Genomic DNA, 23,989 nt, shown 5'->3' with positions numbered 1-23,989 from the left:
ACAACGACAGGTGCGGCCGATCCCATGCAGCAGAATTCCACCACCATCTACAATTCCGTCGAGCGCCACGAGGCGGAACCCGTCAACTCCGCCAAGGTGCGCAAACCGCTTTACGAAAAGCGCAAGAAAATCTTCCCGAAGCGCGCGGAGGGCCGGTTCCGGCAGTTCAAGTGGCTGGTGATGCTGTTCACGCTCGGCATCTACTATCTCACGCCCTGGATTCGCTGGGATCGCGGCCCGCATGCGCCCGACCAGGCGGTGCTGGTCGATCTTGCCGGCCGCCGCTTCTATTTCTTCTTCATCGAGATATGGCCGCAGGAGTTCTTCTTCGTGGCGGGCCTGCTCGTCATGGCGGGCTTCGGGCTTTTCCTCGTCACTTCGGCCGTCGGCCGCGCCTGGTGCGGCTATGCCTGTCCGCAGACCGTCTGGGTCGATCTCTTCCTCGTCGTGGAGCGCGCCATCGAGGGCGACCGCAATGCGCGCATCAAGCTCGATACCGGCCCCTGGACGCTGGACAAGATCTGGAAGCGCCTCAGCAAGCACGCGATCTGGCTGGTGATCGCCGTTGCGACCGGCGGCGCGTGGATCTTCTATTTCGCCGACGCACCGACGCTGCTCGTCAATTTCGCGACCTTGCAGGCGCCGCCCGTCGCCTACATCACCGTCGCCATCCTCACGGCCACGACCTATGTCTTCGGCGGCCTGATGCGCGAGCAGGTCTGCACCTATATGTGCCCCTGGCCGCGCATCCAGGCGGCGATGCTCGACGAAAGCTCGCTGGTCGTCACCTATAACGACTGGCGCGGCGAGCCGCGCACCCGCCATGCCAAGAAGGCGGCCGCCGCGGGCGAGAGCGTCGGCGACTGCGTGGATTGCAACGCCTGCGTCGTCGTCTGTCCCATGGGCATCGACATTCGCGACGGCCAGCAGATGGAATGCATCACCTGCGCGCTCTGCATCGACGCCTGCGACAACGTGATGGACAAGCTCGGCAAGGAGCGCGGCCTGATCGCCTATGCGACCCTTTCGGACTATTCGGCCAACATGGCGCTGGCGACCGCCGGCGGCAGCGCGCCGATCGACCCGAAGCAGGTGCGCGATGCCGATGGCCGCTTCGACGACAGGATCAGGCATTTCAACTGGCGTATCGTCTTCCGCCCGCGCACGCTGCTCTATTTCGGCGTCTGGTCGCTGGCGGGGCTGGCGCTCCTTTTCGCGCTGCTTTCGCGCGACCGGCTGGACCTCAACGTCATCCATGACCGCAACCCGCAATTCGTCGTCGAATCGGACGGCTCGATCCGCAACGGCTATGCCGTAAAGCTGCTCAACATGATTCCCGAGCCGCGCGTCATCACCGTTTCCATCGAGGGCATGCCGGGCGCGACGATGAAGGTCGCCGGTCACGACAGCGCGGACGGCCGGATCGTCGACGTGCCGGTCGACCCGGACAAGGTGACGGCGCTGCGTGTTTTCGTCACCTTGCCGAAGGACAGGCTTGCGGAAGCCGCCGAAGGCTTCCAGATTATCGCCGAGGACCGGCAGGGCCACGAGCGCGACGTCTATTCCGCCAACTTCAACACGCCGGGAGCAAAGTGATGGCCGCAGAACGCAGGGAACAGGGCTTCGTCTTCACCGGCTGGCACATGCTGGGCGTCATGGTGCTGTTCTTCGGAACGATCATCACGGTCAACCTCATCATGGCCTGGAACGCCTCGCATAGCTGGAGCGGCCTCGTGGTGCAGAACACCTATGTCGCCAGCCAGGAGTTCAACGGCAAGGTCGCCGAGGCCAAGGCGCTCGCCGCCAGCGGCATCGAGGGCAGCCTCGCCATCGAGGGCGGCCGCGTCGCCTATCGCGTGGTCGACGCCAAGGGCGCGCCGATCGTCGCAAACGACGTTTCCGCCGTCTTCAAGCGCCCGGTGGACGAGCGGGAGGACTTCACCCTCGCGCTCCAGCCGGCCGGGCAGGGCCTGTTCACGGCCGAGCGCGATATCCTTCCCGGCCAGTGGGTCATCGATATCAGCACGAAGCAGGACGGCCGGAAGGTATTCCACCAGACGCTGCGGATGGTCGTCGCGGGAGGCGCGAAATGAGCTGCTGCGCACCCGGCACCGAAGGCGCGATGGAAGCGGAGCGTGCAAGCCACGCGCTGCCGTCCTCGGAAGAGCTGATGCTCGCCAGCCGTCCGGTGGGCGAGGGGATGCGCCAGAGCGATCTGAGTGTGCCGGGCGTGCATTGCGGAACCTGCATTACCACCGTCGAGGGCGCGCTGAACGCCTTGCCGGAGGTCGTTCGCTCGCGCGTCAATCTCTCCACCCGCCGCGTCTCGGTCGTCTGGAAGGAAGAGGTCGAGGGCCGGCGCACGGACCCGCAGGGCTTCGCCGCCGCCATCCGCGCCACCGGCTACGACACGCATCTCTTCTCGCTCGCCGCCGAGGGCGGCGACGAACTGCGCAACCAGCTCATTCGCGCCGTCGCCGTCGCGGGTTTTGCCGCCACGAACATCATGCTGCTCTCCGTCTCCGTCTGGTCGGGCGCGGAGGCCGCCACGCGCGATCTCTTCCATTGGATTTCCGCCTTCATCGCCGGCCCGACGCTGATCTATTCCGGCCGCTTCTTCTACCAGTCCGCCTGGAACGCCGTCCGCCACGGCCGCACTAACATGGACGTGCCGATCGCGCTCGCCATCACGCTTTCCTATGCCGTCTCGCTCTGGGAGACGCTGCACAGCGCCGAGCACGCCTGGTTCGATGCGACCGTCAGCCTGCTGTTCTTCCTGCTTATCGGCCGCACGCTCGACCACGTCATGCGCGACCGCGCCCGCTCGGCCATCACCGGCCTTGCCCGCCTTTCGCCGCGCGGGGCCATGGTCGTCGGGCCGGACGGCACGCGGGACTATCGCCCCGTCGAGGAGATCGCCGTCGGCGAGCACCTGTCGATTGCCGCCGGCGAGCGCATTCCGGTCGATTGCCGCGTCCTTTCCGGTGTCAGCGATGTCGACCGCTCCATCGTCAACGGCGAGAGCGATCCGCTTGCCGCCGCGCCCGGCACGCGGCTGGAAGCCGGGGCGATGAACCTCACCGGCTCGCTGACCGTCGAGGCCACCGCCACCGCGCGCAACTCGTTCCTCTCGGAGGTCATCGGCCTCATGGAAGCGGCCGAAGGGGGCAGGGCGCGTTATCGCCGCATCGCCGACCGCGCCGCGCAGATCTATTCGCCCGCCGTGCACCTGCTGGCGCTTGCCTCCTTCCTCGGCTGGGGCTTTTTCGACGGCGACTGGAAGCATGCCATGCTCGTCGCCATCGCGGTGCTGATCATCACCTGCCCCTGCGCGCTCGGCCTTGCCGTGCCGGTGGTGCAGGTGGTCGCGGCCGGCCGGCTCTTTGCCGGCGGCGTCATGGTCAAGGACGGCTCGGCCATGGAGCGTCTTGCCGAGATCGACACCGCCGTCTTCGACAAGACCGGCACGCTCACCCTCGGCAAGCCGCGCCTCGTCGACCGCGAGACGCTGAACCGCGCCTATCTCGCCCTTGCCGCCGCGCTCGCAGCCCATTCGCGCCATCCGCTCTCGATGGCGCTCGCCGGGGCCAATGCCGGCCCCGCGCCGGTCATCGACGCGGTGACGGAGGTTGCTGGCGGCGGTCTGGAAGCCGTGACGGCGCAGGGCGTGCTTCGCCTCGGCAACCGCGCCTTCGCCAGCGGCAATGCGGTATCGGGCGAGGAGGCGCACGGCCTTTCGGAAGTCGTCCTTTCCTGCAACGGCAAGGTGCTGGAAACCTTCCGCTTCGAGGATGCGCTGCGGGCCGGGGCGGCCGAGGCCATCGCCGCCTTCCGGCGGGACGGCATCGACATGGCGATCCTGTCGGGCGACCGCGCACCGGCCGTCTCGCGCATTGCCGGCCTGCTCGGCATCGGCCGCTGGCGCGCCGCCCTGTCGCCGCGCGAGAAGACGGAGGCGGTCGCTGAGCGCGCTGCGGCCGGCCATCGTGTGCTGATGGTCGGCGACGGCATCAACGACGCTCCGGCGCTCGCCGCTGCCCATGTGTCCATTGCGCCCGCGACGGCCGCCGATGTCGGCCGGCAGGCGGCGGACTTCGTCTTCCTGCATGAAAGCCTCGAGGCCGTGCCCTTCGCCCATGAGACCGCGCGCCGCGCCGGCCGTCTCATCCGGCAGAATTTCGCGCTCGCCATCGGCTACAACGCCATCGCCGTGCCCATCGCCATCCTCGGCCATGCGACCCCGCTGATCGCCGCCATAGCCATGTCCACATCCTCGATCATCGTGGTGGTGAACTCGCTTCGCCTGCGCGGCCGGCTGCCGGCCTTCGCCGCCCGCGCGGCGGACGAGGCGCGTCCGGTCAAGACCCTGGTGAAAGCCGCATGAACACGCTGATCTTCCTCATCCCCATCGCGCTTTTTCTCGGCGCGCTCGGCCTTGGCGCCTTTCTCTGGTCGCTCAAGAGCGGCCAGTACGACGATGTCGAGGGGGCCGCCTGGCGTGTCCTCGACGATGGCGACGACAAGCCGGGGCAGTGATTTCGAGCGGTTCTAAAAACACTGTTCGAACAAACAATTGCTTGTCGTAAATCGATTTGAATGCCAAAACACCTGCGCTGGAGCTAAGCTCCCCACTCTCTCTTCGCGCGGCGTTTCCGGCACAGGTCCGAAGCACTCCCCGCCGCGCCATCCTACGGAGGCATTATCGTGGCACAGGCGGAAATCGGTCTTATCGGTCTTGGCGTAATGGGGTCGAACCTCGCGCTCAACATTGCCGAGAAGGGCAACAGGATCGCGGTGTTCAACCGCACGGCGGCGCGCACGAAGGAATTCTACGAGGAGGCCGGCGACCTCAAGGGCCAGATCGTGCCCTGCGAGACGATTGAAGAATTCGTCGCCGCCATTCGCCCGCCGCGCCCCATCATCATCATGATCCAGGCCGGCGCGGCCGTGGACCAGCAGATGGAGCTGCTGCGGCCCTACCTGGAAAAGAACGACATCATGATCGACGCCGGCAACGCGAATTTCCGCGATACGATGCGCCGCTTCGACGCCCTCAAGGATTCCGGCCTGACCTTCATCGGCATGGGCGTTTCCGGCGGCGAGGAGGGCGCGCGTCACGGCCCGTCCATCATGGTCGGCGGCACGGAGGATTCGTGGAAGCGCGTCGAGAAGGTGCTGACCTCGATCGCCGCCAAGTACAACGACGACCCTTGCGTCGCCTGGCTCGGCGAGAACGGCGCGGGCCACTTCGTCAAGACCATCCATAACGGCATCGAATATGCCGACATGCAGATGATCGCCGAAATCTACGGCATCCTGCGCGACGGCCTGAAGATGAGTGCCTCCGAGATCGCCGCCGTCTTCGGCGAATGGAACAAGGGACGTCTGGAATCCTACCTCATCGAGATCACGGAAAAGGTGCTGGCCGCCAGGGACCCGATCAGCGGCAATCCGATGGTCGACATGATCCTCGACAAGGCCGGCCAGAAGGGCACCGGCAAGTGGTCCGCCATCGAGGCGCAGAACATGGGCGTGCCGGCGACCGGCATCGAGGCCGCCGTCGCCGCCCGCTCCATCTCCTCCTTCAAGGGCGAGCGTGAGGCGGCGGAAACGATTCTCGGCCTGCCGGCCGTTCCGGCGCTTGCAGTCGCCGACCGGGCCGCCTTCATCAAGGACCTCGAAAGCGCGCTGCTCGCCGGCAAGATCGGCGCCTATGCGCAGGGCTTCGCCGTCATGTCCGCCGCCTCGAAGGAATATGGCTGGAACCTGCCGATGCCGACGATCGCAAAAATCTGGCGCGCCGGCTGCATCATCCGCTCGCAGTTCCTCGACGCCATTACCGGCGCGTTCACGAAGACGCCGGACGCCGCCAACCTCATCGTCACCCCGGCCTTTGCCGACATGGTCAAGGAGACCGACGGGGCGCTGCGCCGCGTCGTTTCCGCCGCCGCGCTGCATGGCCTGCCGGTTCCGGCGCTCGCCTCGGCGCTCGGCTATTTCGACAGCTACCGTCGCGGGCGCGGCACCGCCAATGTCATCCAGGCCCAGCGCGACTTCTTCGGCGCGCACGGCTTCGACCGCGTGGACGGCGCGGACAGCCACCACGGCCCCTGGGGTTCGGGACTGAACGGCTGAGATTCGGTGAATGTTTGAAATGAAACGGCCCGGTTGCAAGACCGGGCCGTTTTGTTTGAGGCAGGTAAGGGCAGTCCGTGGTAAGGCCGCTCCTCCGGGCCGACCTGTTACACCTCTCCCGTCGGGATCGGATAGCTCAGCGTCTGCAACTCCTCCGGTGGACGTCCCTCGATGCGGGCGAGAACCGCTTTCGCCAGTTCCCGGCCGGCAAGGCGGATGTCCTCGCGCATGGTCATCACTTCCGGCCGCAACCATTGCAGCAGGACATGCGGCTCCTTGGAGACGAGATCGATATCCTGCCCGAGCCTGAGGCCCTTGGCCTCCAGCGCCGCGATGAGCGCGATGGCGCCCGAGCCGCTGCCCGAGACGATGCCGTCCGGCGCGCCGGGCGCGTCGAACAGCGCTTCGGCGGCCGCGCGGATTTCGGCGAGGCTATGGTCGATATCGACGCCGTTGAAGGGCACGACCGTCGCGCCGAAATCCCGGATGCCTTTCTCGAAGCCGGCTCGCATATGCAGGTAGAAGGTGAGGTATGGCGGCGGCTGGAGCAGCATGATCCGCTTGCGCCCGCGCTCGACCAGCTTGCGCACCGCCTCATAGGCGAAGCGCTCGTTGTCGAAGTCGTGGTAGGGGTGGGCGAGGCCCATTTCCGTGCGGCCATGCGTGACGAAGGGGAAGTTGCGCTCCATCATCAGCGCGACGCGCGGGTCTTTCGGCTCGGTGCGCGAGATGATCACGCCGTCGGCCGCGCCGGTCTCCAGCACGTAGCGCACCGGATCGAGCGCGTTGCCCTGCGTGCGGTAAGGCGTCACCACGAGATGGTACTGCGTGGCGGCCAGCACTTCCGAAATGCCCACCACCATCGGGCTGGTCAGGCCCATGATCTCTTCCTCGAGGCTGAGGATGAGGCTGATGACATTGGTCTTGCCGGTTCGAAGGCGCACGCCCGCCCGGTTGGGCTGGTAGCCGATCTGCCGGGCGACGAGGCGCACGCGCTCCTTCGTCTCGCTGCTGATGTCGGGCGCATCCTTGAGGGCGCGAGACACGGTGGTGATGCCGAGGCCGGTCATGAAGGCGATCGTCTTCAGCGTTGGCCGCTCGCTGGAGGGCGCAGTTGCTGCGGTGCGGCCATCGCTTTTCGTCCTGTCCATCCCCTGCCTGCCCATCCTTCGTATTGGCGGCTGGTTATACATATTTTAACCACGCTCGCCACTCCCCGTGGGGAGTGCCTGTAAATCTGAAACGATACAGGTGTTTTGTCGAGTCGAATTTTCCGGGGGCATCCCGTTTTTCGCTTTTTTACCGCAGGCCGTGCTACAAAACGATAAATTCTCCATGCCCGGGCCGCCTTTTCACGGCAAGAATTAATATGCATAAAAGTACAGCAAAAACAATATATTGATTGTTATTCCTGACCTCCGTCACATGGCGTTATCCACCGCAGACGATGGGCATCCGACAGAAAACGCGCAAATGCGGTCCCGGCCCGGTTGCGTGTTTAAATCGATTGGTCTACGTTTTTACTGCAACGTTTCAGTGAGGGAGGAGACTCATGAAAATTCGCCTTATGGCTGCTATGCTGGCAGCGACCGTGGTCCTGCCGTTCGCCGCAGCCAATGCGACCGATCTCGAAGTAACCCATTGGTGGACCTCCGGCGGGGAAGCCGCGGCGGTCGCCGAACTGGCGAAGGCCTTCGACGCCACTGGCAACAAGTGGGTCGACGGCGCCATTGCCGGCTCGGGCGCCACGGCGCGTCCGATCATGATCAGCCGCATCACCGGCGGCGACCCGATGGCCGCCACGCAGTTCAACCATGGCCGTCAGGCCGAGGAGCTCGTCGAGGCCGGCCTGATGCGCGACCTCACCGATGTCGCGACCAGGGAGAACTGGAAAGAGGTCATCAAGCCGTCGAGCCTGCTCGATAGCTGCACGATCGACGGCAAGATCTATTGCGCGCCGGTCAACATTCATTCCTGGCAGTGGCTCTGGCTGTCTAACGCCGCCTTCGAGAAGGCCGGCGTCGCCGTGCCGAAGAACTGGGACGAGTTCGTCGCCGCCGCTCCCGCGCTGGAAAAGGCCGGCATCGTGCCGCTCGCCATCGGCGGGCAGGCCTGGCAGGCGGCCGGCGCGTTCGACGTGCTGATGGTCGCCATCGCCGGCAAGGACGTCTACCAGAAGGTATTCGGCGACAAGGATGCGGATGTCGCCGCCGGCCCGGAGATCGCCAAGGTCTTCAAGGCGGCCGACGATGCGCGCCGCATGTCCAAGGGCACGAATGTGCAGGACTGGAACCAGGCCACCAACATGGTCATCACCGGCAAGGCCGGCGGCCAGATCATGGGCGACTGGGCGCAGGGCGAATTCGCGCTGGCCGGCCAGACGGCGGGCAAGGACTATACCTGCCTTCCCGGCCTCGGCGTGAACGAGATCATCTCGACCGGGGGCGACGCCTTCTACTTCCCGCTGCTCAAGGACGAGGAAAAGTCCAAGGCGCAGGAAGTGCTGGCCTCCACGCTGGTGAGCCCCGCCGTGCAGGTCGCCTTCAACCTGAAGAAGGGTTCGCTGCCGGTGCGCGGCGACGTCGACCTCGCCGCCGCCAACGACTGCATGAAGAAGGGCCTCGACATTCTTGCCAAGGGCAATGTGATCGAGGGGGCCGACCAGCTTCTGTCGGCCGACAGCCAGAAGCAGAAGGAAGACCTCTTCTCCGAGTTCTTCGCCAACCCGTCGCTGACCCCGGAAGACGCCCAGAAGCGTTTTGCCGAGATCATCGCTTCGGCGGAGTGATCGGGCGCGCGTGACAGGGCCGGCGGTTTTCCGCCGGCCGTTCACCCCCGATGAAGACCAAGGAGGAGTGACCCATGACGGGCCAGGCACACACCGGTCGCCCCAGCCGACTTTTTCGCAATCTGAACGCCAAGATTGCTTCCATTCCCATGATGCTCACCGCCGTCGTCATCTTTCTCGGCGGCACGATCTGGACGGTCGTCTACTCGTTCACCAATTCCAAGCTGCTGCCGCGCGCCAAGTTCGTCGGTTTCGACCAGTATGAACGGCTTTGGAGCGCGCCGCGCTGGATCGTCTCCATCGAGAACCTCGCCATCTACGGCGTCCTCACGCTGATCTTCAGCCTCGTGATGGGCTTCGTGCTGGCGGCGCTGATGGACCAGAAGATCCGTTTCGAGAACACGTTCCGCACGATCTTCCTCTATCCCTTCGCGCTGTCCTTCATCGTCACCGGCCTCGTCTGGCAATGGATCCTCAACCCGGAATTCGGCATCCAGTCCGTGGTGCGCGCGCTCGGCTGGGAGAGCTTCGCCTTCGATCCGCTCTATAATGCCGAGATCGTCATCTACGGCGTGCTGATCGCCGGCCTCTGGCAGGGCACGGGCCTTGTCATGTGCCTGCTGCTGGCGGGCCTGCGTGGCATCGACGAGGATATCTGGAAGGCCGCGCGCGTCGACGGCATTCCGATGTGGAAGACCTATCTCTTCATCGTCGTTCCCATGATGCGCCCCGTCTTCATCACCACGCTCGTCATCATCGCGAGCGGCATCGTCAAGGTCTACGACCTCGTGGTGGCGCAGACGAGCGGCGGGCCGGGCATTTCGTCCGAAGTGCCGGCCAAATATGTCTACGACTACATGTTCCTCGCCCAGAATCTCGGCCAGGGCTTCGCCGCCTCCACCATGATGCTCGTCACCGTCGCCATCATCATCGTGCCGTGGGCCTATCTCGAATTCGGAGGACGCAAGCGTGGCTGATACCGTCGCCCTCAAGACCGGCTCCGAGCCGTGGGGCGCAAAGCCCCGCCGCGCGCTCTCCGGCCGCAACATCATGCTCTACGGCACGCTCCTCGTCGCAGCGTTCTATTACCTGCTGCCGCTCTACGTGATGGTCGTCACGTCGCTGAAGGGCATGCCGGAAATCCGCCTCGGCAACATCTTCTCGCCGCCGGTCGAAGTCACGTTCGAACCCTGGGCCAAGGCCTGGGCGACCGCCTGCACGGGCCTCAACTGCGACGGCCTTTCGCGCGGCTTCTGGAATTCCGTGCGCATCACCGTTCCCTCGACGCTGATCTCGATCCTCGTCGCCTCGGTCAACGGCTATGCGCTCGCCAACTGGAAGTTCAAGGGCGCCGACATCTTCTTCACGATCCTCATCGTCGGGGCCTTCATTCCCTATCAGGTGATGATCTATCCCATCGTCATCGTGCTGCGCGAGATGGGCATCTACGGCACGCTCACCGGCCTCGTCATCGTGCACACGATCTTCGGCATGCCGATACTGACGCTGCTGTTCCGCAACTACTTCTCGTCCCTGCCGGAAGAGCTGTTCAAGGCGGCGCGCATCGACGGGGCAGGGTTCTGGCAGATCTACCTGCGCATCATGCTGCCCATGTCCATGCCGATCTTCGTCGTGGCGATGATCCTGCAGATCACCGGCATCTGGAACGACTTCCTCTTCGGCGTCGTCTTCACCCGGCCGGATACCTACCCGATGACGGTGCAGCTCAACAACATCGTCAACTCCGTGCAGGGGGTGAAGGAATACAACGTCAACATGGCCGCGACGCTTCTGACAGGCGCGGTCCCGCTCATCGTCTATTTCGTGTCGGGACGGCTCTTCGTCCGCGGCATCGCCGCCGGCGCAGTCAAGGGTTAAGCCATGCAGCATTCCGTTTCCATCAAGGACCTTTCGCTCTCCTTCGGCTCGGTCAACGTGTTGCAGGACCTCAACCTCGATATCGGCGAGGGCGAGTTCCTCGTGCTGCTCGGCTCGTCCGGCTGCGGCAAGTCGACCCTGCTCAACTGCATCGCCGGCCTGCTGGAGCCGACCGGCGGGCAGATCTTCATCAAGGACAAGAACGTCACCTGGGAGGAGCCGAAGGATCGCGGCATCGGCATGGTGTTCCAGTCCTATGCGCTCTACCCGCAGATGACGGTGGAGAAGAACCTTTCCTTCGGCCTGCAGGTCGCCAGGATGCCGAAGGCGGAGATCGACAAGCGCGTCGCCCGCGCCGCCGAAATCCTGCAGATCGGCCCGCTCCTCAAGCGCAAGCCCTCGGCACTGTCAGGCGGCCAGCGCCAGCGCGTGGCGATTGGCCGGGCGCTGGTGCGCGATGTCGACGTCTTCCTGTTCGACGAGCCGCTGTCCAATCTCGACGCGAAGCTGCGTTCGGAGCTGCGCGTCGAAATCAAGCGGCTGCACCAGTCGCTGAAGAACACGATGATCTACGTCACCCATGACCAGATCGAAGCGCTGACGCTGGCCGACCGCATCGCCATCATGAAGAGCGGCGTCATCCAGCAGCTTGCCGATCCGAACACGATCTACAATGCGCCGAAGAACATGTTCGTCGCCGGCTTCATCGGCTCGCCCTCGATGAATTTCTTGCGCGGTGAGATCGTGGAAAAGGGCGGTAAGCCGGTCTTCACGGTGAACGGCGTCGACGTTTCGCTCGATGGCTATGCGGCCGGCGAGGCGCTCCAGCCGGGCCGCAAGGTCGTGCTCGGCGTCCGGCCGGAGCATGTGAAGGTCAATGAGGCGCTTGCCGGCATCGAGACCCATCAGGCGACCGTCGATATCGAGGAGCCGATGGGGGCGGACAACCTGCTCTGGCTGAAGCACGCCGGCCATACCATGTCCGTCCGCGTCGCCGGCGCACGACGCTTTGCGCCGGGCACGGCGGTAAAACTCTCCTTCGACATGGGGCTGGCGTCGCTGTTCGATGCGCAGACGGAGGAGCGGATCTAGAGGCCGGCTGCCTCTTATCCGGCTTGCCGGCCATCTTCTGCCCGCGAGCGGGGAGAAGGAGACATGCGGCAACATTGCTTTCCTTCTCCCTGCTTGAGGGGAGAGGGGCAGGGTGAGGGGCTGGCCCCACCCGCGAGATTCAGAGATCACACCATGACCCAGACACCCGACACCATCGACCTCTCCGGCACCTGGCAGCTCGCCAGCACCGACGCCGAGCACAGCGCGCCGATGCGCGTGCCCGGCGACGTACACAGCGCGCTTCTCGCCGCCGGCCTCATCCTCGATCCCTATGCCGGCCGCAACGAGCGGGACGTGCAATGGGTGGCGGAGAAGGACTGGGCCATCGAGCGCAGCTTCGACCTTGCCCCCGAAATGCTGGAGGGCGACTGGTATCTCGATATAAGCAGCATCGACACCGTCGCCTCCGTCTATGTGAACGGCGTGCTGGTCGAGGACACGGACAATTGTTTCCGCCGCTACCGGCCCGACGTCACCCATGCGCTGAAGGCCGGCGAGAACACGGTGAAGGTGCTGATCCATTCCAGTATCGCGGCCGGCGCGGTGCGGCAGGCGGAGCAGCCCTTCTTCATTCCCTGGCATCCCGGCAATTCGCCAATCCCCAACGGCAACATGCTGCGCAAGCCCCAGTGCCATTTCGGCTGGGACTGGAACATCGCGCTCGCCCCGCTCGGCATCTATGGCGAAATCACCCTGCGCAAGCTGGTCGTCGCCCGCATCGAGCATGTCACGACCCGGCAGTTCCACCATGCGGACGGCGCGGTCGATCTCTATGTCACCGCCACGTTCCACGCCGCCGAGCCGGGCATCATGCCGGTGCATTTCGCGCTCGGCGAGGAGAGGGTGCGGCTCGATATCGGCGTCAATGCCGGCGAGACGCAGCTTACCCACATGTTCCGCATCGAAAAGCCGGCACTCTGGTGGCCGGCGGGGCATGGCGAGCAGGCGATCTATGCCGTGCGCGTCGAGACGCCGGCCGGGACGGTCGTGCGCCGCATCGGCCTGCGGCAGGTCGAGCTGATCACCGACAAGGACGAGGCCGGCAGCCGCTTCGCGCTGAAGGTCAACGGCCGCGAAATCTTCTGCCGCGGTGCGAACTGGATCCCGGCCGACGCCTTGCCCTCGCGCATCACGCCCGCCGGCGTGCGCGACCTGTTGCAATCGGCCGTCGACGCCAACATGAACATGCTGCGCGTCTGGGGCGGCGGCTTCTACGAGCCGGACTGGTTCTACGACCTTTGCGACGAGATGGGCCTGATGGTCTGGCAGGACTTCATGTTCGCCTGCAACCTCTATCCCTCGACCGTCGATTTCCTCGACAATGTCGCGGCCGAGGTGGACTATCAGGTGAGGCGTCTCGCCTCGCACCCCTCCGTCGTGCTCTGGTGCGGCGACAACGAACTGGTCGGCGCGCTGACATGGTTCGATGCCAGCCGCGAGAACCGCGACCGCTACCTCGTCTCCTACGACCGCCTCAACCGCACCATCGAAGTGGCGATGAAGAAGGCTGCGCCGGGCGCGATCTGGTGGCCTTCCAGCCCGGCCTCCGGCTATCTCGATTTCGGCGATGCCTGGCATTCGGACGGTTCCGGCGACATGCATTACTGGTCCGTCTGGCACGAGAACAAGTCGTTCGACAATTACCGCACCGTGCGCCCGCGCTTCTGCTCGGAATTCGGCTTCCAGTCCTACACGTCCATGCCTGTCATGAAGACTTTCGCCGAGCGCAAGGACATGAACATCGCCTCTCCGGTCATGGAGAGCCACCAGAAGAACGACGGCGGCAATGAGCGCATCGCCGGCACCATGTTCCGCTACTTCCGCTTCCCGAAGGATTTTCCGAGCTTCGTCTATCTCAGCCAGATCCAGCAGGGCCTCGCCATCCGCACGGCGGTCGAATACTGGCGCTCGCTGAAGCCCCATTGCATGGGCACGCTCTACTGGCAGCTCAACGACACCTGGCCGGTCGCCTCCTGGTCGAGCCTCGACTACGGCGGAAGCTGGAAGGCGATGCACTACATGGTGCGCCGCTTCTTCCAGCCTGTCGCCGTCACCGCCATTCCCTCGAAGGACGGCGAGACCATCGGCTTTTCCGTCGTCAACGACACGGCGGAGGCGGTTTCCATCAGGCTCGACACCTGGCTCGTCTCGCTTTCCGGCGAGCGCCGGCCCTATCGCAGCGCCGAGGGCGCCTGCGGGCCGGACAAGGCGGAGATGCTGTTCTCCGTCTTTGCCGCCGACCTGCCGGAAGACACGCTGCTCTTCTGGTCCTTCGAGGCCTCTAACGGCATGAAGGGCGAGGGGCATCACGTCTCTGTCAACTACAAGGCGCTCGACCTTGCAGCCTCCGGCCTGACGCTCGACGCCGCGCCGCGCGACGACGGCGCCTTCACGGTCACGGCTTCCGCCACCGGCCTTGCGCTGCACGTCATGCTCGAGGCGGACGTTGCCGGCCGCTGGTCCGACAATGCCTTCGACCTGACGGCCGGCGAGCGCCGCACCGTCATCTTCACGCCCGCGCAAAGCGGTGTGGTTCCGCAGTTTAGCTGGCTGGATCTCCATTCCTGCCAGACGAATATCGAATAGTTTGAGGAGACAATCATGCAGACAGTCAGCTTCCAGCTCTACAGCGCCCGCAACTTCCAGCCCTTCGCCGAGGTGTTCCGCATCCTCGCCGATGCCGGCTATAAGCAGGTCGAAGGCTACAGCGCGCTCTACGCCGCGCTTGACGATGCCGCCATCCAGCAGATCAAGGCCGATCTCGACGCCAACGGCCTCGCCATGCCGACCGCCCATTTCGGCCTCGACATGCTGGAGGCCGAGCCGGACCGCGTGATCGCGATCTGCCGCACGCTCGGCATCGAGGCGGTCTACTGCCCCTACCTGACGCCCGAGGAGCGCCCGACGGACGCCGCCGGCTGGCGCGCGCTCGGCGAGCGGCTGCAGAAGGCCGGCGTGCCGATCCGCGCGGCGGGTCTCACCTTCGGCTGGCATAACCACGATTTCGAATTCTTCACGCTGCCCGACGGCTCTGTGCCGCAGGATCACCTCTTCGAAGGCGGGCCGGACCTTGCCTGGGAGGCGGATATCGCCTGGATCATCCGCGGCGGCGCCGATCCCTTCGCGTGGATCGCGAAATACGGCAACCGTATCGCCGCCGTGCATGTCAAGGACATCGCGCCGAAGGGTGAGAACGCCGACGAGGACGGCTGGGCGGATGTCGGCCACGGCACCGTTCCGTGGGGCGATCTCGCCAAGGCGCTCGCCGGCACGCCGGTCCGCCACTACATCGTGGAGCACGACAATCCGAAGGATATCGCCCGGCTTGCCACCCGCTCCATCGCGTCCGTCAAGGCATTCTGAGGAGCTGCGTCATGAGCAAGGAATACGGAGTCGGCATCATCGGCTGCGGCAACATTTCGGGCGCTTACTTCAAGCTGATCCCGACCTTCAGGAACCTGAAGCTCGTCGCCTGCGCCGATATCAATCCCGCCGCATCCAAAGCGCGTTCGGAAGAGTTCGGCGTGCCGGCGCAGGAGATCGGCGCGTTGCTCGCCAATCCCGAGGTGGATGTCGTCGTGAACCTCACGATCCCCGAGGCGCATTATCCCGTCTCGAAACAGGCATTGGAAGCGGGCAAGCACGTCTATTCGGAAAAGCCCTTCGTGCTCTCGCTCGAACAGGGCGAGGACCTGCGCCGCATCGCGGATGCGAAGAGCCTGAAGGTCGGCTCGGCGCCGGACACCTATCTCGGCGGCGCGCACCAGTTCGTGCGCCATCTCATCGATAGCGGCAAGCTCGGCAAGATCATGTCGGGCACGGCGCATGTGCTGGGGCCGGGCATGGAAAGCTGGCACCCGAACCCGGACTTCTTCTTCGCGCCGGGCGGCGGGCCGATCCTCGACATGGGGCCGTATTACGTCAACAATCTCGTCAACCTCGTCGGCCCGGTGAAGCGCGTCGTGGCGCTCGCCAACAAGGCGCGCGGGGAACGGGTGATCGGCAACGGCCCGCGCCTTGGCGAAAAGGTGCCGGTGGTGGTCGCGACGAATATCCATGCCATCCTCGAATTCGTCAGCGGTGCGCAGATCGCGCTGATGGCGAGCTGGGACGTCTGGGCGCATCGCCACCAGAACATGGAGCTTTACGGCACCGATGGCGCGGTCTTCGTGCCGGACCCGAACTTCTTCGGCGGCAAGGTCGAGGTCGCCGGCGACGACAAGGAGCCGAAGGAAGTGGAGGTCTGGGATCATCCGCTGACCGCGCAGAACTACCAGTTCGACTGGGGCAAGCAGGCCAATTACCGCGGCATCGGCCTTGCCGACATGATGGAGGCGGTGACGACCGGCCGCGACTATCGCTGCTCGCTCGACCGCTCGCTGCACACGATCGACGTGCTGACGGCGATCCTGCGCTCGGCGGACGAGGGCAGGGCGATCGACATCGTGACCACCTGCACCCAACCGGCTGCGCTGGGCATCGAGGAGGCGCGGTCGCTGCTGCGATAGTGGCGGCGCTGCCCCTCATCCGGCCTGCCGGCCACCTTCTCCCCGCAGCGGGGAGAAGGGATATGCCTCGCCGGCTTCCCACATCTCCAGCCTTGCGTGGGGCACGTCCCCTCTCCCCGCTTGCGGGGAGAGGGTTAGGGCGAGGGGCAAAAGCCCCTTGTTAATACCGGCACGGGAGCGCTATGCAGGCACAATCCAAATGCAGACAAAGGAACGCGACCATGGCCTGGCAGCCGGCGGAAAACCGTTACGACACGATGACCTACAACCGCGTGGGACGCTCCGGCCTGAAGCTGCCGGCGATCTCGCTCGGCCTCTGGCACAATTTCGGCGACGACACGCCGCATGACCGCAAGGTCGACATGTGCCGCACGGCCTTCGACCTTGGTATCACCCATTTCGACCTCGCCAACAATTACGGCCCGCCGGCCGGCACCGCCGAGATCGCCTTCGGCGAAATCCTGCGCACCGATTTCAAGGCGCTGCGCGACGAGCTGATCATCTCCTCCAAGGCCGGCTACGACATGTGGCCGGGTCCTTACGGCGAGTGGGGCAGCCGCAAGTACCTAATCGCCTCCTGCGACCAGAGTCTGAAGCGCATGGGCCTCGACTATGTCGATATCTTCTACTCCCACCGCTTCGACCCGGATACGCCGCTGGAAGAGACCTGCGGCGCGCTCGACCATATCGTGCGCTCCGGCCGCGCGCTCTATGTCGGCATCTCCTCCTACAATTCGCAGCGCACCCGCGAGGCCGCCGCGATCCTGAAGGATCTCGGCACGCCCTGCCTCATCCACCAGCCGAGCTATTCCATGCTCAACCGCTGGATCGAGGACGACGGCCTCGTCGATACGCTCGAAGACCTCGGCATCGGCTCCATCGTCTTCTCGCCGCTGGCGCAGGGCATGCTGACCACGAAATATCTCGGCGGCATTCCGGGCGACAGCCGCGCGGCGCTGAACCACTTCCTCAAGAAGGACTTCATCCGCCCGGAAATCCTCGACAATATCCGCAAGCTGAACGCCATCGCCGAAAAGCGCGGCCAGACGCTGGCGCAGATGGCGCTCGCCTGGGTGCTGCGCGGCGGTCGCATCACCTCGGCGCTGATCGGCGCCAGCCGCTCCGCGCAGATCGTCGATTGCGTCAAGGCGCTGGAAAACCCCGATTTCACCGCCGAGGAACTGGCCGAGATCGATGTCTACGCCAGGGAGGCCGACATCAACCTGTGGGCCAGCTCCGCCGAACGCGACTGACATTTCAGCTCACCTGCCGGACCCAGACAGGAAACGGGTCCGGCAGGGTCGCCCACCGGGCAGGCTCGAAGCTGTCCGCTTCCACGAGACAGGCATCGAGCCGGCGACGGATATCGGCTTCATCCATCGGGTCCGCGCCGATGAAGACGAGTTCCTGCCGCCGGTCGCCCCAGATCGGATCCGCATGGCGGGCGATGGCGTCCCGCGCTGCCCGATCCTGCGGCCAGTGCTCCCGCGGTACGGAAGCCCACCAGAGGCCAAGCCTGCCGCTTCTCACCAGCGCACCCGCCTGGCTCAATTCCCCGACATGATGCGGGCGGGTGGCGAGCCAGAAGAAACCCTTGGCGCGGATGACGCCCGGCCAGCTCTCGTCGAGAAAGGCCTTGAAGCGGGCAGGGTGGAAGGGCTGCTTCGCCCTGTAGACGAAGGAACGGATGCCGTATTCCTCGGTCTCCGGCACATGATCCCGGAAGCCGTGCAGTTCCTTGAACCAGAGCGGATGCTCGCTCGCCTTCTCGAAATCGAAACGGCCGGTGCCGAGGATATCGGCGAGTTCGACGCGGCCGAAATCCGTCTCGATGATGCGGGCGCCGGCATTGAGGCCGCCGACGATCTGGCGGGCGGCAAGGAGGTCGGCGGGGCTTGCCGCGCTTGCCTTGTTGAGCACCACGATGTCGGCGAATTCGATCTGCTCGACCAGCAGTTCCACCAGCGTGCGCGTATCGCCTTCGCCCGCCGTTTCGCCGCGCTCGGCGAGGAAATCCTGAGAGCCGTAATCCTTGAGGAGGTTTGCGGTGTCGACGACCGTGACCATCGTATCGAGGCGGGCGACATCCGACAGGCTGCGGCCATGTTCGTCGCGGAAATCGAAGGTGGTGGCGACGGGCAGCGGCTCGGAAATGCCGCTGGATTCGATCAGCAGGTAGTCGAAGCGGTCCATTTCCGCGAGGCGTCGTACCTCGTTCAGGAGGTCGTCGCGCAGCGTGCAGCAGATGCAGCCGTTCGTCATTTCGACGAGTTGCTCGCCAGTGCGCGACAGGTCCGCCCCGCCGTCCCGAATGAGGGCGGCGTCGATGTTCACTTCGCTCATGTCGTTGACGATGACGGCGACGCGCAGGCCGCTGCGGTTGTTGAGGACGTGGTTCAGCAGCGTCGTCTTGCCGGCGCCGAGGAAGCCGGAGAGGACGGTGACGGGGAGGCGGTTGTCCATCGGGATTTGCCTTTAATGTTATACCATTACATTTGATCGGCTGAAAAAGGCGGGATGGGTCCCGCCTTCGCTGGTTCGTTTGCTGCAAGGCCGTGTGGTTCAGCCCGGCTGTCCGAGGCAATCGCTGAGCGATGTGGCGATGCTCTTCATCAGGGTGAAGTAGAGGTCCGGGCCGGGGTCCAGTGTGGCGGCTTCGGGGTCAAGCGTGCCGGATTTCGCCGGCGTGCCCTCGATCACGACATTCACCAGCTTCGGCTCGAATTGCGGTTCGGCGAAGACGCAGGTCGCGCCGAGCGTCTTCACCTTGTCGCGGATCTGCGTCAGGCGCTCCGCGCCGGGCAGGGTTTCCGGGCTGACGGTGATGGAGCCGGCAGCCAGCACGCCGTAGTGGTGCTCGAAATACTGGTAGGCGTCGTGGAAGACGATGAAAGGCTTGTCCTTCACCGGCGCGACCGTCTCGGCAAGCTCCTTGTCGAGGGCTGCGAGCCTGTCGTTCAGGCTGGCGAGGTTCCTGTTGTAGGTCTCGGCATTGGCAGGGTCCTTCTCAGCGAGGACCTTTGCAGCTTCGGCGGCGATGGCGCGGGCATTGTCCGGGCTCAGCCAGAGATGCATGTCGAATTCGCCATGTTCATGCCCCTCGTGGCTGGCTTCCTCGCCTTGCGCATGATCGTGGCCCTCGGCCTCCTTGGTATGGTCGTGACCGTTCTCATCGGCTTCATGGGCATGGTCGTGGCCTTCCTCGCCCTCATGCACATGTGCCTCGAAAGGGCCGCCTTCGCGGAAAGGCAGCTTTTCAAGACCGGGAGCATCGTCCAGTTCGACGACGGTCGCCTTGCCGCCGAGCGATTCCAGCGGCTTTTCCAGAAACGCCTCCAGCCCATGGCCGACCCAGAAGATGACGTCGGCATCCTGCAGCGCGGCCGCATTGGAGGGCTTGAGCGAATAGGTGTGCGGCGAGGCCGCCCCGTCCACGATGAGGCTCGGTTCGCCGACGCCTTGCATGATCGCCGAAACGAGCGAATGGATCGGCTTGATCGATACCACCACCTTGGGTGTTTCGGCCCGCGCCGCCGCTGTGCCGGCGGCGAAAAGGGCGGTGGAAAGAAGGAGGGTGCGAATGGCCTTTTGCATGGGATCTCCGTCTTGAATGGAAATGTAATGTTATTACATCAATTGCGTTATGCTATAACGTGTGCCATATCGAGTGGCAACAGGCTTTTGGAAAAATGATGCTGCAGACCCCGAACAGGACCGCTCCGCCGCTTGTCTCCCTTTCCGGCGTCGGCGTGCGCCGCCAGGGCCGCTGGCTCGTGCGCGGCGTGGAATTCTCCATCGCGCCCGGCGAGATCGTCACGCTGATCGGCCCTAACGGCTCCGGCAAGTCGACCACCGCCAAGACGGCGATCGGCGTCATGAAGGCGGACGAGGGCAGGGTGGAGCGCAAGGCCGGGCTGAAGGTCGGCTATGTGCCGCAGAAGCTTGCCGTCGACTGGACCATGCCGCTCACCGTCGAGCGGCTGATGACGCTGACCTCTCCGTTGAAGGGCGGGGAGATCGATGCGGCGCTGGAGGCGACGGGCATCCGCCATCTTGCCCGCGCCGAGGTGCAGCACCTTTCCGGCGGAGAATTCCAGCGCGCGCTGCTTGCCCGCGCCATCGCCCGCAAGCCCGACCTGCTGGTGCTCGACGAGCCGGTGCAGGGCGTCGATTTTTCCGGCGAGATCGCGCTTTACGACCTCATCAAGACGATCCGCAATGCGACCGGCTGCGGCATCCTGCTCATCTCGCACGACCTGCATGTCGTGATGGCTGAGACGGACACCGTCATCTGCCTCAACGGCCATGTCTGCTGCCGTGGCACGCCCGATATCGTCAGCCAGAGCCCGGAATATCTGCGCCTCTTCGGCGCGCGGGCGAGCAAGACGCTGGCGCTCTACAACCACAATCACGACCATACGCATCTGCCGGATGGCCGCGTGCTGCATGCCGATGGCTCGATCACCGACAATTGCCGGCCGGACGACGGTCACCATGCCGTCGATATCCTGCCGGCCGGCGGGCGGGCGGGGCGGATGCGCCTCGGCCATGTGCACGGGCCGAACTGCGGCTGCGACCATGAGGCGGCGGGCAGGCAGGAGCGGCGCGATGCTTGACGATTTCTTCATCCGCGCTCTCGTCGCCGGTGTCGGGCTGGCGCTGACCGCCGGGCCGCTCGGCTGCTTCGTCGTCTGGCGGCGCATGGCGTATTTCGGCGACACGATGGCCCATTCGGCGCTGCTCGGCGTCGCGCTGTCGCTGCTGATGGACTTCAATCTCCTGCTCAGCGTCTTCATCGTCGCGGCGACGGTCTCGATCCTGCTGCTGCTGCTCCAGAAGCGCGGCACGCTCTCCACCGATGCGCTGCTCGGCATCCTCTCCCATGCGACGCTCGCCATCGGCCTCGTCATGGTCTCCTTCATGACCTGGGTGCGTATCGACCTCGTCGGCTTCCTTTTCGGCGATATCCTCGCCGTCTCGCGCGCTGATGTGGACCTCGTCTGGGGCGGCGGCATCCTCGTCACCTTCGCCATCGTCTGGATGTGGCGTCCGCTGATCGCCTCGACGGTGAACCCGGAACTGGCGGAGGCCGAAGGCATGCAGCCGGAGAAGACGCGGCTCGTCTTCATGCTGCTGATGGCGCTCGTCATCGCCATCGCCATGAAGATCGTCGGCATCCTGCTGATCACCTCGCTGCTGATCATTCCCGCCGCGACGGCGCGGCGGTTTTCCACCAGCCCGGAGATCATGGCCGTGCTCGCCTCCGTCATCGGGGCGTTGGCGGTTGTCGGCGGGCTGTTCGGTTCCCTGAAATTCGACACGCCATCCGGTCCCTCCATCGTGGTCGCAGCGCTTGGCCTGTTCATTCTAAGCCTGCTGACGAAGCCGAGGACGAGCGGAGTGGCGGCAAGCGAAGGAGGTCGCGCATGCCCATGCAACAACTGACGCGCAACCAGGGCCTCGTCTTCGATGTGCTGACGCATTCCGAAGGCCCGCTCAGCGCCTACTCCATCCTCGACAAGCTGCGCGACAGCGGGTTTCGTGCGCCGCTACAGGTCTACCGGGCGCTGGATAAATTGCTGGAATTCGGCCTCGTGCATCGTCTCGAAAGCATGAATGCCTTCGTCGCCTGCGCCCACCCGGACGAGGGCTGCCACGCCCATGGCCTGACGGCCTTCATGATCTGCGAGACCTGCGGCGATGTGGTGGAATTCCACGATCACATGATCGAGGATCGGCTGAAGGGTTTTGCGAAGGACCGCAACTTCAAGACCGGCAAGACGACCATCGAAATCCGCGGCACCTGCGCCGGCTGCGCCTAGATGGTTAGCCGATCGGCTTCAGCCCCCTCTTGAAGCGCTGCCAGTTGCGCACATAGCTCTCGGCCGATTTCTTCAGCCCCTCGATGGCCTCCGCATCCAGCGTGCGGATGGCTTTCGCCGGTGCGCCGACGATCAGCGAGTTGTCCGGGAAGACCTTTCCTTCCGTCACCAGCGCATTGGCGCCGACGAGGCAATTGTTGCCGATGACCGCGCCGTTCAGCACCGTCGCGCCCATGCCGATGAGCGAATTGTTGCCGATGGTGCAGCCGTGAATGATCGCGCCATGGCCGATGGTGCAGCCTTCGCCGATGATGACCGGCTTGCCGGGATCGGTATGGACGACGGTGCCTTCCTGGATGTTCGAGCGCGCGCCGACGATGATCGGCTCGTTGTCGCCGCGCAGCGTCGCGCCGAACCAGATGCCGACATCCTCGCCGAGGATGACCTTGCCGATGACATTGGCATCGGGCGCCACCCAGTAACGGTCGTCCGCGGGAAGCGTGGGCGTCCGGTCGTCAAGGGCGTAGAGCGGCATGGGTTCCTCCTTCGAATCCTTGGCCGCACTCTAGCACCCATCCGGTGGGGTGGGGAAAGGCCGAGGGTGGTTTTTCCCGGCCATATGGAGTATGAGCCGCGCCATGACGAAGACAGGCACATTCTACCAGCAGGCCGTGGAGACGGGGACGAAGATCTTCGCCACCGCGCCGATGATCGACTGGTCCGACCGGGCGTACCGCGTCTTCGCGCGGCAGCTCACGAAGAACGCGCTGCTCTTCACCGAGATGATCGTCGCGGACGCAATCCTGCGGGGCAACCGCGACCGGCTGCTCGGTTTCGACGCGGTGGAACAGCCGGTGGCGCTGCAACTGGGCGGCAACAGCCCGGAAAAGCTGGCGGAGGCGGCGCGGATCGGCGAGGGGTTCGGCTATGCCGAGATCAACCTCAATGTCGGCTGCCCCTCGGACCGGGTGCAATCCGGCACCTTCGGCGCCTGCCTGATGCGCGAGCCGGACCTCGTGGCCGATTGCGTGGCGGCGATGAAGGCGGCGGTTGCCATTCCGGTGACCGTGAAGTGCCGCATCGGGGTGGACGATCAGGACCCGGAAGTCGCGCTGCGCGCGCTTGCCTCGCGGGTAAAGGCGGCCGGTACGGATGCCCTCTGGGTCCACGCGCGAAAGGCGTGGCTGCAGGGACTTTCGCCGAAGGAGAACCGCGATATCCCGCCGCTCGACTACGCGCTGGTGCGGCGGCTTAAAGCGGAAAACCCAAATCTTTTCATCGGTCTCAATGGCGGGCTTCATAATCTGAGTCAGGCTTTTGAAGAGATGGATGGCCTCGATGGTGTCATGCTCGGAAGGACTGCCTATCAGGATAGCTGCGTTCTGACGGGCGTGGACGAACTTTTTCCGCATCCGCTTCTGGGCGGTCAGCCTTCCGGCGCTTTCTACAGTCCGCAGGATCGTCCGGCCGCCTATTGGGAGGCGGTGCGCGATGCCATGATGGCCTATGCGGGCGAGGTGATCGCGCGGGGCGGCCGGGTGGCGCATGTGACGCGGCATATGGTCGGGCTGTTCCAGGGGTTTCCGGGCGCGCGGCGCTATCGGCAGATCCTTTCGGCCGACGCCACGAAGCCCGGCGCGGGGCCGGAGGTGATCGCGGCGGCTTTCGCGGCGGTGCTATCGGCGCGGGTGCAGGTCGGGACGGAGGCGGCGGAATAGCGCTTTCTGTGCATCGCCGCGGCGTCA

Annotated in this window: 21 protein-coding genes; 17 read left to right on the top strand and 4 right to left on the bottom strand. The window is 65.0% G+C overall.

Annotated elements, in window-relative coordinates:
* Positions 1–24 precede the first annotated feature (24 nt).
* From ccoG to gndA, 5 genes are all read left to right on the top strand, one after another.
* Positions 25–1,596, top strand: coding sequence for a cytochrome c oxidase accessory protein CcoG (ccoG, locus tag K8M09_RS09495; protein ID WP_160784496.1), 1,572 nt, complete (start codon positions 25–27; stop codon positions 1,594–1,596).
* Positions 1,593–2,093 (top strand): FixH family protein, encoded by a 501-nt coding sequence (locus K8M09_RS09490; protein ID WP_380733982.1) that lies wholly within the window; start codon positions 1,593–1,595, stop codon positions 2,091–2,093. Before ccoG ends, K8M09_RS09490 begins: the two co-directional genes overlap by 4 nt.
* Positions 2,090–4,384: a cation-translocating P-type ATPase gene (locus K8M09_RS09485; RefSeq protein WP_160784494.1), complete on the top strand. Its 2,295-nt coding sequence runs from the start codon at positions 2,090–2,092 to the stop codon at positions 4,382–4,384. The genes K8M09_RS09490 and K8M09_RS09485 overlap by 4 nt, the downstream gene beginning before the upstream one ends.
* The gene (gene ccoS / locus K8M09_RS09480) at positions 4,381–4,536 is read left to right on the top strand and encodes a cbb3-type cytochrome oxidase assembly protein CcoS (RefSeq protein WP_160784493.1); all 156 of its coding nucleotides are present in this window, start codon (positions 4,381–4,383) and stop codon (positions 4,534–4,536) included. The genes K8M09_RS09485 and ccoS overlap by 4 nt, the downstream gene beginning before the upstream one ends.
* 168 nt (positions 4,537–4,704) lie before the next feature.
* The gene (gene gndA, locus K8M09_RS09475; RefSeq protein WP_160784492.1) at positions 4,705–6,135 is read left to right on the top strand and encodes an NADP-dependent phosphogluconate dehydrogenase; all 1,431 of its coding nucleotides are present in this window, start codon (positions 4,705–4,707) and stop codon (positions 6,133–6,135) included.
* A 107-nt stretch (positions 6,136–6,242) separates the two neighbouring features.
* Here gndA and K8M09_RS09470 read toward each other — a convergent pair whose 3' ends face one another.
* A complete protein-coding gene (locus tag K8M09_RS09470; protein ID WP_160784491.1) occupies positions 6,243–7,286 on the bottom strand; it encodes a LacI family transcriptional regulator in 1,044 nt (347 codons plus the stop codon).
* Positions 7,287–7,687: 401 nt separating this feature from the next.
* Here K8M09_RS09470 and K8M09_RS09465 point away from each other — a divergent pair, with 401 nt between their 5' ends.
* The 8 genes from K8M09_RS09465 to mgrA all read left to right on the top strand — a co-directional run bounded on the left by K8M09_RS09465 (position 7,688) and on the right by mgrA (position 17,675).
* On the top strand, positions 7,688–8,923 hold the full coding sequence (locus K8M09_RS09465; RefSeq protein ID WP_160784490.1) for an ABC transporter substrate-binding protein: 1,236 nt from the start codon (positions 7,688–7,690) through the stop codon (positions 8,921–8,923).
* 74 nt (positions 8,924–8,997) lie between these two features.
* Positions 8,998–9,900: a carbohydrate ABC transporter permease gene (locus tag K8M09_RS09460; RefSeq protein ID WP_160784489.1), complete on the top strand. Its 903-nt coding sequence runs from the start codon at positions 8,998–9,000 to the stop codon at positions 9,898–9,900.
* Positions 9,869–10,801 (top strand): carbohydrate ABC transporter permease, encoded by a 933-nt coding sequence (locus K8M09_RS09455; RefSeq protein ID WP_160784596.1) that lies wholly within the window; start codon positions 9,869–9,871, stop codon positions 10,799–10,801. The genes K8M09_RS09460 and K8M09_RS09455 overlap by 32 nt, the downstream gene beginning before the upstream one ends.
* 3 nt (positions 10,802–10,804) lie before the next feature.
* A complete protein-coding gene (locus K8M09_RS09450; RefSeq protein WP_160784488.1) occupies positions 10,805–11,893 on the top strand; it encodes an ABC transporter ATP-binding protein in 1,089 nt (362 codons plus the stop codon).
* Between the two features lie 153 nt (positions 11,894–12,046).
* Positions 12,047–14,500, top strand: a complete 2,454-nt coding sequence (locus K8M09_RS09445; RefSeq protein WP_160784487.1) for a beta-mannosidase — start codon at positions 12,047–12,049, stop codon at positions 14,498–14,500.
* Positions 14,501–14,515: 15 nt separating this feature from the next.
* Entirely contained in the window at positions 14,516–15,277 is a 762-nt protein-coding gene (locus tag K8M09_RS09440; protein ID WP_160784486.1) for a sugar phosphate isomerase/epimerase family protein, read from the top strand.
* A gap of 11 nt (positions 15,278–15,288) precedes the next feature.
* Entirely contained in the window at positions 15,289–16,422 is a 1,134-nt protein-coding gene (locus K8M09_RS09435) for a Gfo/Idh/MocA family protein (RefSeq protein ID WP_160784485.1), read from the top strand.
* 221 nt (positions 16,423–16,643) lie between these two features.
* The gene (mgrA, locus tag K8M09_RS09430; RefSeq protein ID WP_160784484.1) at positions 16,644–17,675 is read left to right on the top strand and encodes an L-glyceraldehyde 3-phosphate reductase; all 1,032 of its coding nucleotides are present in this window, start codon (positions 16,644–16,646) and stop codon (positions 17,673–17,675) included.
* Between the two features lie 4 nt (positions 17,676–17,679).
* Here the strand turns inward: mgrA and zigA are convergent, their stop codons facing one another.
* Positions 17,680–18,885, bottom strand: a complete 1,206-nt coding sequence (zigA, locus tag K8M09_RS09425) for a zinc metallochaperone GTPase ZigA (protein ID WP_160784483.1) — start codon at positions 18,883–18,885, stop codon at positions 17,680–17,682.
* Between the two features lie 99 nt (positions 18,886–18,984).
* Positions 18,985–20,016 carry a zinc ABC transporter substrate-binding protein ZnuA gene (znuA, locus tag K8M09_RS09420; RefSeq protein WP_160784482.1) on the bottom strand — a complete coding sequence of 344 codons (1,032 nt, stop codon included), beginning with the start codon at positions 20,014–20,016 and terminating at the stop codon, positions 18,985–18,987.
* A gap of 98 nt (positions 20,017–20,114) precedes the next feature.
* On the opposite strand from znuA, the gene K8M09_RS09415 reads away from it, so the two are divergent.
* From K8M09_RS09415 to K8M09_RS09405, 3 genes are read left to right on the top strand one after another with little or no spacing between them, the layout of a single operon-like run.
* Positions 20,115–21,038 carry an ATP-binding cassette domain-containing protein gene (locus tag K8M09_RS09415; protein ID WP_160784481.1) on the top strand — a complete coding sequence of 308 codons (924 nt, stop codon included), beginning with the start codon at positions 20,115–20,117 and terminating at the stop codon, positions 21,036–21,038.
* Positions 21,031–21,867, top strand: coding sequence for a metal ABC transporter permease (locus K8M09_RS09410; protein ID WP_160784480.1), 837 nt, complete (start codon positions 21,031–21,033; stop codon positions 21,865–21,867). Before K8M09_RS09415 ends, K8M09_RS09410 begins: the two co-directional genes overlap by 8 nt.
* Positions 21,849–22,244, top strand: a complete 396-nt coding sequence (locus tag K8M09_RS09405) for a Fur family transcriptional regulator (RefSeq protein WP_160784479.1) — start codon at positions 21,849–21,851, stop codon at positions 22,242–22,244. The genes K8M09_RS09410 and K8M09_RS09405 overlap by 19 nt, the downstream gene beginning before the upstream one ends.
* 4 nt (positions 22,245–22,248) lie before the next feature.
* On the opposite strand, the gene K8M09_RS09400 is transcribed toward K8M09_RS09405, so the two are convergent.
* Positions 22,249–22,779: a gamma carbonic anhydrase family protein gene (locus K8M09_RS09400; protein ID WP_160784478.1), complete on the bottom strand. Its 531-nt coding sequence runs from the start codon at positions 22,777–22,779 to the stop codon at positions 22,249–22,251.
* Between the two features lie 103 nt (positions 22,780–22,882).
* On the opposite strand from K8M09_RS09400, the gene dusA reads away from it, so the two are divergent.
* The gene (gene dusA / locus K8M09_RS09395) at positions 22,883–23,962 is read left to right on the top strand and encodes a tRNA dihydrouridine(20/20a) synthase DusA (protein WP_160784477.1); all 1,080 of its coding nucleotides are present in this window, start codon (positions 22,883–22,885) and stop codon (positions 23,960–23,962) included.
* The last annotated feature ends 27 nt before the right edge of the window (positions 23,963–23,989 follow it).

Source organism: Shinella zoogloeoides, from assembly GCF_020883495.1.
In the GTDB taxonomy this organism is placed as follows: domain Bacteria; phylum Pseudomonadota; class Alphaproteobacteria; order Rhizobiales; family Rhizobiaceae; genus Shinella; species Shinella zoogloeoides.
Note: the sequence above shows the minus strand (reverse complement) of the source record. Positions and strands in the feature narration are given on the sequence as shown.

Coding starts and splice junctions, on each gene's coding strand:
- ccoG (WP_160784496.1), top strand. CDS start 25: ATGCAGCAGAATTCCACCACCATCTACAATTCCGTCGAGCGCCACGAG.
- K8M09_RS09485 (WP_160784494.1), top strand. CDS start 2,090: ATGAGCTGCTGCGCACCCGGCACCGAAGGCGCGATGGAAGCGGAGCGT.
- ccoS (WP_160784493.1), top strand. CDS start 4,381: ATGAACACGCTGATCTTCCTCATCCCCATCGCGCTTTTTCTCGGCGCG.
- K8M09_RS09470 (WP_160784491.1), bottom strand. CDS start 7,286: ATGGACAGGACGAAAAGCGATGGCCGCACCGCAGCAACTGCGCCCTCC.
- K8M09_RS09465 (WP_160784490.1), top strand. CDS start 7,688: ATGAAAATTCGCCTTATGGCTGCTATGCTGGCAGCGACCGTGGTCCTG.
- K8M09_RS09460 (WP_160784489.1), top strand. CDS start 8,998: ATGACGGGCCAGGCACACACCGGTCGCCCCAGCCGACTTTTTCGCAAT.
- K8M09_RS09450 (WP_160784488.1), top strand. CDS start 10,805: ATGCAGCATTCCGTTTCCATCAAGGACCTTTCGCTCTCCTTCGGCTCG.
- K8M09_RS09445 (WP_160784487.1), top strand. CDS start 12,047: ATGACCCAGACACCCGACACCATCGACCTCTCCGGCACCTGGCAGCTC.
- K8M09_RS09440 (WP_160784486.1), top strand. CDS start 14,516: ATGCAGACAGTCAGCTTCCAGCTCTACAGCGCCCGCAACTTCCAGCCC.
- K8M09_RS09435 (WP_160784485.1), top strand. CDS start 15,289: ATGAGCAAGGAATACGGAGTCGGCATCATCGGCTGCGGCAACATTTCG.
- mgrA (WP_160784484.1), top strand. CDS start 16,644: ATGGCCTGGCAGCCGGCGGAAAACCGTTACGACACGATGACCTACAAC.
- zigA (WP_160784483.1), bottom strand. CDS start 18,885: ATGGACAACCGCCTCCCCGTCACCGTCCTCTCCGGCTTCCTCGGCGCC.
- znuA (WP_160784482.1), bottom strand. CDS start 20,016: ATGCAAAAGGCCATTCGCACCCTCCTTCTTTCCACCGCCCTTTTCGCC.
- K8M09_RS09415 (WP_160784481.1), top strand. CDS start 20,115: ATGCTGCAGACCCCGAACAGGACCGCTCCGCCGCTTGTCTCCCTTTCC.
- K8M09_RS09410 (WP_160784480.1), top strand. CDS start 21,031: ATGCTTGACGATTTCTTCATCCGCGCTCTCGTCGCCGGTGTCGGGCTG.
- K8M09_RS09405 (WP_160784479.1), top strand. CDS start 21,849: ATGCCCATGCAACAACTGACGCGCAACCAGGGCCTCGTCTTCGATGTG.
- K8M09_RS09400 (WP_160784478.1), bottom strand. CDS start 22,779: ATGCCGCTCTACGCCCTTGACGACCGGACGCCCACGCTTCCCGCGGAC.
- dusA (WP_160784477.1), top strand. CDS start 22,883: ATGACGAAGACAGGCACATTCTACCAGCAGGCCGTGGAGACGGGGACG.